Origin of the sequence: Granulicatella sp. WM01 (genome assembly GCF_004570605.1) — a bacterium.
Taxonomy (GTDB): Bacteria; Bacillota; Bacilli; order Lactobacillales; family Aerococcaceae; genus WM01.
On the sequence record NZ_SPPB01000062.1, the window covers coordinates 1 to 9,981 of the forward strand.

9 protein-coding genes and 2 pseudogenes are annotated in these 9,981 nt (G+C 32.5%); 9 read left to right on the forward strand and 2 right to left on the reverse strand.

Going from position 1 to position 9,981, the window contains the following annotated elements; translation table 11 throughout:
• From E4T68_RS09605 to E4T68_RS07515, 9 genes and pseudogenes are all read left to right on the forward strand, one after another.
• Nucleotides 1-184: pseudogene (locus tag E4T68_RS09605) on the forward strand (IS30 family transposase); the annotation flags it as partial.
• 301 nt (nt 185-485) lie between these two features.
• Nucleotides 486-1,205, forward strand: coding sequence for a 16S rRNA (guanine(527)-N(7))-methyltransferase RsmG (gene rsmG, locus E4T68_RS07480; protein ID WP_135125647.1), 720 nt, complete (start codon nt 486-488; stop codon nt 1,203-1,205).
• A gap of 10 nt (nt 1,206-1,215) precedes the next feature.
• Nucleotides 1,216-1,980, forward strand: coding sequence for a ParA family protein (locus E4T68_RS07485; RefSeq protein WP_135125649.1), 765 nt, complete (start codon nt 1,216-1,218; stop codon nt 1,978-1,980).
• Complete coding sequence (locus E4T68_RS07490; protein WP_135125651.1) at nt 1,973-2,878, forward strand: ParB/RepB/Spo0J family partition protein; 906 nt, start codon at nt 1,973-1,975, stop codon at nt 2,876-2,878. Before E4T68_RS07485 ends, E4T68_RS07490 begins: the two co-directional genes overlap by 8 nt.
• Before the next feature lie 12 nt (nt 2,879-2,890).
• Nucleotides 2,891-3,115, forward strand: a complete 225-nt coding sequence (locus tag E4T68_RS07495; protein ID WP_135125654.1) for a DUF951 domain-containing protein — start codon at nt 2,891-2,893, stop codon at nt 3,113-3,115.
• 4 nt (nt 3,116-3,119) lie between these two features.
• Nucleotides 3,120-4,220, forward strand: a complete 1,101-nt coding sequence (gene ychF / locus E4T68_RS07500) for a redox-regulated ATPase YchF (RefSeq protein ID WP_135125656.1) — start codon at nt 3,120-3,122, stop codon at nt 4,218-4,220.
• A gap of 210 nt (nt 4,221-4,430) precedes the next feature.
• Entirely contained in the window at nt 4,431-5,492 is a 1,062-nt protein-coding gene (locus tag E4T68_RS07505) for a hypothetical protein (protein WP_135125658.1), read from the forward strand.
• 44 nt (nt 5,493-5,536) lie between these two features.
• Entirely contained in the window at nt 5,537-6,220 is a 684-nt protein-coding gene (locus E4T68_RS07510) for a DUF1129 domain-containing protein (protein WP_135125660.1), read from the forward strand.
• Between the two features lie 350 nt (nt 6,221-6,570).
• Nucleotides 6,571-7,872, forward strand: coding sequence for a DEAD/DEAH box helicase (locus E4T68_RS07515; protein WP_135125662.1), 1,302 nt, complete (start codon nt 6,571-6,573; stop codon nt 7,870-7,872).
• A gap of 867 nt (nt 7,873-8,739) precedes the next feature.
• Here E4T68_RS07515 and E4T68_RS07520 read toward each other — a convergent pair.
• Both E4T68_RS07520 and E4T68_RS07525 read right to left on the reverse strand, forming a co-directional pair.
• On the reverse strand, nt 8,740-9,504 hold the full coding sequence (locus E4T68_RS07520; RefSeq protein ID WP_135125664.1) for a DUF1189 family protein: 765 nt from the start codon (nt 9,502-9,504) through the stop codon (nt 8,740-8,742).
• A gap of 222 nt (nt 9,505-9,726) precedes the next feature.
• Nucleotides 9,727-9,981: pseudogene (locus E4T68_RS07525) on the reverse strand (ISNCY family transposase); the annotation flags it as partial.

A 9,981-nucleotide genomic window follows, 5' to 3' on the forward strand; every position in this document is an offset into this window, starting at 1 on the left:
ACGAGGGACTAATGAAAATCACAATGGTTTAATTCGAGAATTTTTACCGAAGGGAAAATCATTTAATTTAGTACCTATTCAAATGATAACAACTATACAAAATGCGTTAAATAATAGACCTAGACGTCTACTAGACTATGATACACCTCATACTATGTTTAATCGTTTGTGTGCAACGACATAAACTATAACAGAATAGGTGTAACCGTAAAGGCTCGCTACGCTAATACCTTGACCGTTACACCTATTCCATTACAAAACAACTATGTCGCACACAGACATAGACTGTGACTTTAGTATTTTTCATGTACTGTTGCACTTGGCTTTACAATTCGAGAATTTCATTTAAACGAAAAGACTAATGTATTGTATAAAAAGAATGAGTATAATTTCGTAGGATTTTAACTTGATAAAACTGTGGAAATACATTACAATGGATAGCGTGAAACATTTTAAATTTGTGTAACATTGATATGGAGAACAGTATGACACCTCAACAATTTAAAGACATTTTATCAACGCATAATATTCATTTGACTGCACAACAAGAACAACAGTATCAAACATATTATCACTTATTGATAGAATGGAATGAAAAAATGAATTTAACAGCAATTACAGATGAAGAAGAAGTGTATTTGAAGCATTTTTATGATTCTGTAACACTTTTATTGCGTACGCCACTTTTACAACATTCTATTCATATATGTGATGTTGGTGCAGGGGCAGGTTTTCCAAGTATTCCTTTAAAAATTTTATTTCCACATCTTAAAGTCACGATTGTTGACTCGTTGAATAAGCGGATTACTTTTTTAAAAACATTAGTTCAAGAACTCGCTTTGGATGAGGTATATTGCTACCATGATAGAGCAGAAACATTTGCTCAACAGAAACAGTTTAGAGAAATGTTTGATGTCGTTACAGCAAGAGCAGTAGCAAGACTAAACCTATTGAGTGAATTGTGCATTCCGTTAGTTAAAGTAGGGGGATATTTTGCTGCAATGAAAGCTAGTAGTGGAATTGAAGAAAAGCAAGAAGCCAGTAAGGCTATTCAAATATTAGGTGGCATATTAACAGAGGATATTTCGTTTGAATTGCCTGAACAAGCTGGAATACGCCATATTTTATTGATACAAAAGATAAAAGGAACACCAAAAAAATATCCAAGAAAAGCAGGTATTCCTGCTAAAAATCCATTGTGTTAGGAGGGAAAATATGGGAAAAGTGATTGCAATATCTAATCAAAAAGGTGGTGTTGGAAAAACAACAACTGCCATTAATTTGGGAGCGAGTTTAGCTTATTTAGGGCATAAAGTGCTATTAATTGATAGTGATGCACAGGGGAACGCAACAAGTGGATTAGGCATTAATAAGTCTGATGTTGAAAATAGAGATATTTATAGCGTTCTAGTAGACAAGCGACCTATTCGAGAAACGATTTGTCCATCTAGTCGAGAGAATTTATTTGTTGTTCCAGCGACTATCAATTTAGCAGGAGCAGAGATGGAACTTTATACTATTCCAAATAGAGAGCGTCTTTTAAAAGAGGCTATTGCTACAGTTGTTGAGGAATATGATTATATTTTAATTGATTGCCCACCTGCTCTAGGAGCATTAACGTTAAATGCTTTTACAGCTAGTGATTCTGTGTTAATCCCTGTTCAATGTGAATATTATGCTTTAGAGGGATTGGGACAATTATGGAATACAATCCGTTTAGTTCATCAACATTTCAATAAAGATTTGCAAATTGAAGGTGTATTGCTCACTATGCTTGATGCACGTACGAATTTAGGTGCAGAAGTTGTTGAGGAAGTACGAAAATATTTTAAAGAAAAAGTATACGATACAATTATTATGCGTAATGTTCGCTTATCTGAGGCACCAAGTTATGGTCAAGCAATTATTGACTATGATCATCGCTCTAAAGGTGCAGAGCTATATTTAGAATTAGCAAAGGAAGTGTTAGCAAATGGTTGAGAAAAAAGAAAAAACTACCAAAGCAACTAAAGGGTTAGGCAGAGGAATAGGCACACTATTTTCTTCACCAATTGAAACTTTGGAACAAATTGCTGATCATGAACAAGTTGAAGACATTGCCTTAGCTCAAATTAGACCTAATCCTTATCAACCACGTAAAACCTTTGATGAAGAGGCATTAAAAGAATTGGCAGACTCTATTAAACAGACTGGTGTTTTTCAACCTGTTATTTTAAGAAAATCATCTGTAAAAGGCTATGAAATTGTTGCTGGTGAAAGACGTGTGCGAGCATCTAAGTTGGCAGGAAAAGAAACGATTCCAGCCATTGTTAGACAATTAGATGAAACGTTAATGATTGAAATTGCTGTGGTTGAAAATCTACAACGTGAAGATTTGAATCCTTTGGAAGAAGCACATGCTTACAGTACATTAATGACAAAACTATCTTTAACACAAGCACAAGTAGCGGAAAGATTAGGAAAAAGTCGTCCTTATATTGCAAATTATATTCGTTTACTAGGGTTACCACCTATCGTTAAGAAACATCTACAATTGGGTGAACTATCCATGGGGCAAGCCCGTACATTGTTAGCACTTGATCAAACAGATGATATGACAGCTTTAGCAAAAAGAGCAATTTCTGAAGGTTTGACAGTTAGACAGTTAGAGGAGATTGTTCAAAAAATTATGAACCCTCAACAGAAAAAAACGATAAAAAAAGCAAAAGTTCAACGTCCATATTATATTTTAGAAAGTGAAGAGCAATTAACGGATAAGTTTGGAACGTCTGTGAAAATTATGGACAAAGGGGATAGAGGGAAAATAGAAATTGAGTATGTGTCTAAAGATGATTTAACCCGTATTTTAGAGATACTACATATTCGATTTGATGACTAGAGGAGTGTGTATATGCAACTAAAAAGCTATGGCTTACATGATATTGTTGAAATGAAAAAACCACATGCTTGTCAGACAAATAAATGGGAAATTATCCGAATGGGAATGGATATTCGCTTGAAATGTGAGCATTGTGGGCATCTTGTGTTGATGCCTAGACGTGATTTTAATAAAAAAATGAAAAAAGTATTGGTCAAAGTAGCACCAATTCATCAAGAAAATGAGGAAAGTGAGTAAAATTATGGCATTAACAGCTGGGATTGTAGGATTACCAAATGTTGGAAAATCCACATTATTTAACGCAATTACGAAAGCAGGAGTTGAAGCGGCAAATTATCCATTTGCGACTATTGATCCAAATGTTGGAGTAGTGGAAGTTCCAGATGAACGTTTACAAAAATTGACGGAATTAGTGAAACCTAAAAAAACTGTTCCAACCACATTTGAGTTTACAGATATTGCAGGAATAGTACGTGGAGCAAGCAAAGGAGAGGGTTTAGGAAATAAATTTTTGAGCCATATTAGACAAGTTGATGCCATTTGTCACGTTGTTCGGTGCTTTGAAGATGAGAATATTACACATGTTGACGGGAAAGTAGATCCTTTGGCGGATATTGATACGATTAATTTAGAATTAGTATTGGCTGATTTAGAAAGTGTTGAAAAGCGTTTAGCACGTGTAGCTAAATTAGCTAAACAAAAAGATAAAGAGGCTGTTATTGAGGCTGAATTATTGACCCGTTTAAAAGCTGTTTTAGAAGAAGGAAAATCGGCGCGAACACTTGAGTTTACCGAAGAAGAGCTAGCCATTGTAAAAGGTTTCTTCCTATTGAGTATAAAACCAGTTTTATATGTAGCTAATATTTCAGAAGATGATTTAAGCACAGGTGGAACCAATCAATATGTTGAACAAGTGCGTCAATTTGCTCAAAGTGAAAGTGCAGAAGTCGTAGTCGTTTGTGCTAGAATTGAGGAAGAAGTAGCTGAATTAGATGACGAAGAGAAACGTGAATTTTTAAAAGACTATGGTATTGATATTTCAGGGTTAGATATTTTAATTCAACGTGCCTACACTTTACTTGGACTTGGTACGTATTTTACAGCAGGAGAACAAGAAGTGCGTGCATGGACATTTAAACGTGGAATGAAAGCTCCACAATGTGCAGGAATTATTCACTCTGATTTTGAGAGAGGATTTATTCGTGCTGAAACTGTTGCTTATGATGATTTATCAGCATACGGAAATATGCAAAAAGCTAAAGAAGCAGGACGTGTGCGTTTAGAAGGAAAAGAATACGTTGTACAAGACGGAGATATTATGCTCTTTAGATTTAATGTGTAAGACTGAGCATGGAAGATTAATGATAAGTTATTTTATTTTTGCTGAATTATGTTACTTGTGGATAATTAATGTATAATCAGTATTTATATAATATAACTTGATGTGTTATGTCGATAGGGTGAATGTAAGAGAAATTGTGTGCTTAGTTAGATAGCACGATAATAGTCATAGAAAAATAAATCACAAAAAATATAATGGGGGTTATGAAATATGGCAAAAGTGAAACAAAGAATAAATAAAGGTGTAACAGGAGGATTCATACTTTCAATTCTATTTGTTATTTTTGGTATTTTTATGTTGAGTGTTAATTTACTTGAAACATACGAGCAGTTAAGTAAAGATGGGCAAGTGTATACAGGAATACATGATACTAAAAATGACAATACAGATTTAGCCGTTTCTATTCAGTCTGTAAGTGATCTTATTGAAGAAGCAAAAACAGGAGATTATTATTTGGCTTGGACAAGCGATGGTTATTTAGTGGTTGTTGAAGTACCAAGAGGAGATAAAACATTGCAACAATTGGAAAAAGATGAGGAAGACATGTTAATAGAGCCTTATCACTTTACAGCTAGACAAGTACCATTTGATGCAGCCTCTCAAACAAAACTTAAACAATATTTTTCAAATACTGAAGTCAAAGATGTTGTGAATACACAGTCATTGTTGTCAATTCCCGAATACAGCAATAATAAATTATATATGACAATTTTTGCCATCGTAATTCTTGCTATTGGTGTGGGAGTAATGATTGTAGCAATCATTCAACGAGGGAAAAACAAAAAAGGGTATGAAACATTATATGCTGCATATCCTGAATTAAAGAACGATTTCTCATTGGTTGAAAAAAATTCAAAATATTATGATACAAAATTAGCAATTAGTGTATATAACAATCATATATTATTTATGAAACAGCGCTTTGCTTGTGTTGAATTGGATCATATTGAATGGTTAGGATATAACATAAATACAGTATATGTAAGAGGTATAAAAACTCAAACCTATTCCATTGTAGCCCATTTAGGAACGGTGAATAGTAATACTAATGAAAAAAACATAACACCATTTGCTGTTGGACAAGGCAAATATAAAGTAAAAATGGAACCAGATATTCAAGCGTTTTTTGCGTTTATTGGCAATCACTATCCGCATATTAAGCTTGGAGAAGATAATAAACCTGAAAAAACAAAAGAAAATAAAAAAATGACTATAGATGAATTTTTAGAGCATAATAAAGTAAAAAACACTCAAGAAGATTCTGATGAGTAAAAAGTTATGCATTAGAGCATGTTATAAAGGGAGTTAAGTAAACTATGTCTAAGAAAAATGAACAAGAAAGTGTTATTGATTACGCATCTGAAGTATCGCATTTAACACAAGAATTAACCAAACGTAACCAAGCGTATATATTTGAATTGGATAAAATACTCAGTTTAAACAATTTATCAGAAGATAAACGTTATAAAATTAAATATGAGATGATGAGTGAATTGGTTGCTCATCAAAAATCAGGAAAAACGGCTAAACAGTTATATGGTACAGTTTCACAATGTGCCAAAAGTATTTTGGAAGGTCCTAAAGAGGATTTAACTAAACCTTCAGAAGACTGGAAATTATATCTTGACGGAGCCTTACTCATGGGGTCGTTCTTTATGTTAATTTCAGTATTTACCTCTGCCCAACAATTAGGTATTGTAACATTACTATTAAACTATTTTGTAGCGGGGTTTGCTGTACTATTTGTGACTAAAGCATCTCAAAATTTCCAAGAAGACACTCGTTTAAGAAAAGCACGTTGGAAATCACTGCTTAAATATTTAGGAATGACTTTACTTTCAATGATTATTTGGTTAGGTGGAATGCTTTTAGTCACACTTATTCCAGAAGGTATCAATCCAGTATTGCCTAAAAACGTATATTTAGTTATTGGTGCCATAACATTGGTCTTAAAATTCTATTTAAAAAAGAAACTAAATATTCGTGGTGGAATATTTTAAAGGTGTTTAAGACCTCTACTGAGCTAAATAGGCAAGAATAGTGTATAATATGAATAGTCTAAATATGAACATCCATAATATGAGCTCAAGAACTAGACAACTATTTGATCTAGTTCTTGTTTTGTCTAATAAGATACCTGTTAATAAATATAAAGGTCTTAACATATATGACGAACAAATTTATAAAAGTACAAGTGTACATTGCTAGCTGGCAGTTAAGAAAATATGCCCAACACTTTTTGTTTTATGGAGAGTGGCTAAAATGTATGGATTGTATTGTAAAATAATTGCTAAAAAACAAGCGTTTTAGTTGAATTTTAATAGAAATATAGGATGATAGGAGGAAGAACATGAACAAATTTTTGACATACGGTTTTCCAGAATTTATCAATCAAGCATTAGAAGAATTAGGATTTAAGCAACCGACAACTATTCAAGAGAAAATTATTCCATTAATACAAAGTGGAAAAAATGTTATTGGACAATCTCAAACAGGATCTGGAAAAAGTCATAGTTTCTTATTGCCGTTAATTTCTAAAATTGATAGTCAACTTTCACAAGTGCAAGTTGTGATTACATCTCCTAGTAGAGAATTGGCAAATCAGTTATATAAGATTACCCAACAATTAGTGAAATATTCAAGTATTAGTGTATCTCAGTTTGTGGGAGGAACGGATAAACAAAGACAAATCAATAAATTACATTCTTGCCAACCACACATTGTGATTGGAACACCCGGACGTATTTTAGACTTGATGAAAGAACATGCCTTACATATTCAACATGCTCAATATTTAGTTATTGATGAGGCGGATATGACTTTAGATTTAGGCTTTTTAAACGATGTTGATGAGATTGCATCAAGAATGCCAAAATACTTACAAATGATGGTCTTTTCTGCGACAATCCCACAAAAATTGAAGCCATTTTTGAAAAAATATATGGAAAATCCAGAAGAAGTTATATTATTACCTGAAACTGTTGTGGCAGATACCATTACCAATCAATTACTATCAACAAAAGGACAAGATGAAATTGATATTTTATACCATGTTTTAACTATGGGAGAGCCTTATTTAGCCATGATTTTTGTGAATACAAAACAAAAGGCTGAAAAAGTGACTTATGCCTTGAGAGAGCGTGGATTAAAAGTAGCATCAATTCACGGAGATGTGCCAGCACGTGAGAGAAAACGATTGATGCGTCAAATTCAACAATTAGAATACCAGTACGTTGTTGCTACAGACTTGGCTGCACGAGGTATTGATATCAATGGTGTGTCACATGTAATTAACCTAGACATACCTGCAGACTTAGATTTCTTTATTCATCGTGTAGGACGAACAGGACGAAACGGATTACATGGTCATGCAATCACGTTCTATACCCCAAGTGATGATACGGCAATCAATGCTTTAGAAAAACGTGGTATTTCCTTTAAAGCTGTAGCACTAAAAAATGGAGAATTGGTGGAAACCTTTGATCGTAAACGTCGTGAAAAACGTGAAGACACAAAAACATTTGAACCAGATGCCCGTATTAAAGGTATGGTAAAAAAGGCAAAGAAAACAGTTAAGCCTGGATATAAGCGTAAACTGAAAACAGAAATTGAAAAACGTGAACGGCAGAAACGCCGTCAAGCTAAAAAATAAAAGAAGTTTATTTTATGCAAAGACATCTGTAAGGTTTGTTGTTTTTTAGGTAAAATGCTTGTAAGTAAAAAAGATACCTTTCTATAAATAAGAAACGTATCTTTTTTGATATAAAATATACTAAAATAAGAAGTTAGTTGTCACAAGAACACTTTGAATGAATGATTGACATTGAAATAAAAGGATTTGCCAAATGTGTTTCACTTAGGTATATAAAGGGAGTCGTGTTAGTAAACTCTTTTTGTTTACCAACACGATTTATTGTGTATAGAAAGTAAATAACTTGTGATTTGTCATATCAAAAAGTAACATAATCGATTTAATTGGTTTCTTTTATGTTGGAACTTAAATGGCTTTCAGCTTTTAATATTGTAAACTCGTCATATATATTCATTCATAGAACTTAAAATATGACTTGGAAAAGACTAAAATTTTGATATGTTATGTTTAAATTGTCTATTTTAATTGGGAAATTTAAAAAGACTGGGAAAAACTGAGCATTGTCTGGAGTGATATGTTTAAAATTGTGAGCAATCAATGTTTATAAACGTTGATTGCTCACAATTTTTGTTATTTGGGAACTTTTGTCAGATTGATAAAGGAACAGCTATGTTAGCAGTTTTTAGTCTTTTTATCGTTTTATCCGTTAAGTTAGACGAATTACTGTCATGTACATAGTTCTCTACTGAATGAGAGAGTAAAACTGTTCGTACAACAATGTCTGAAACGATTTATATTAAAAAATAGTACGCTTAATTTGTGACAGAATAATTTTTTTGAATGTTTTATCTTAATTATCCTCTGTTTCATATGTGCGTTGTTAGAGTAATAAGTAGAATTATTGTCTTAATAGTTTAAAAGATATAACTATTGACGTATCACATCTTTTAAGACAAGATGTTGTCCGATAATGACAAACAGTCCTAAAATGAGTGATTGAGAAGGAATAACGACTCCGAAAAGTTCAAAAAATGAAAATAAAGTACATGGTATTGCAGACAAAATAAGCGATACTCTAAATAAGTGAGAAAATCTTATTCTTTCTTGACGCATTAAAAATGATACATTTGTAAAAAATGACACAATTATCGTATTTAATAACAAGGCAATTACACTAAATAAAATGGTTACAATAGGAACACCAATATATAACAAGTTTGCTTGCTGATTAAACTGGGCAAGGTAATCTTTTATTGTATTTGTACTAAAAGTAGGATATTCTGAAAATGAAAAATAATTTAATTGACTTCCTAAAATATAACTTGCTACGGAAGTTTTAGTCACAAAAATACTAAGAATATTATCTTGTTTTAATGTATCTAATTGTGTATTATCGATTTTATTTTCAATATCATATAAAAAATATGTTGTATCTGTCTGAATAGCGTGGCTCTTATTATGCGTTTGACTAGATAGAATGCCATTTTTGTTTTCAAATTGTGGAATATGTTGAGCAATAAAAGTGAAATCTTCTTGAGCTTGTTTAAGCGTGTGAATACTCGTCACAATATTTGGTAAGGCAATAATAACAGCTAGAGTGAACACTAATTTTATAATAAATGTTTTGGATAATAGTGTAGCTTGCACTAATAGTTGTGGTTTTTTTATTGCGGATAAAATAACTTTAAGCATAAACTCCTCCTAATGTAATTTTTCTGGATAAATGAGATGCTGAAAATATTTTTGAAAATATCTCTTTAACTATACTTGATTTATGAAATAAATTCAAGAATGTGATAATTCATCATGTCAATCGAAAATGAAAATGTCCCAAAATGTGGGCCACTATAAGTGCAATGATTTTTTTGAAAATCATTGCACTTATAGGGCAAAATAATGTATGCTATTAAAGTATCAAGCAGGCTTGTTGTCTTGATACTCTTCAAGAGTTTTTCCAATACTCTTGAGATAGCGTTTGAAAGATGCCAGTTTCCACGGGTGTGATTGTGGTGGAACGTATTGGCGTCTTTCTTTTTTTATATTCTCACCCAAATCAAACACCGCTGAATGCTCTTCATGTGTTAACAAACAACGTGTGGCATAAATGTTGTCAGCGATATTCAAGAAAATATCCCCATTAAATGCTTCAATAACCAACGCTTTTGTGTG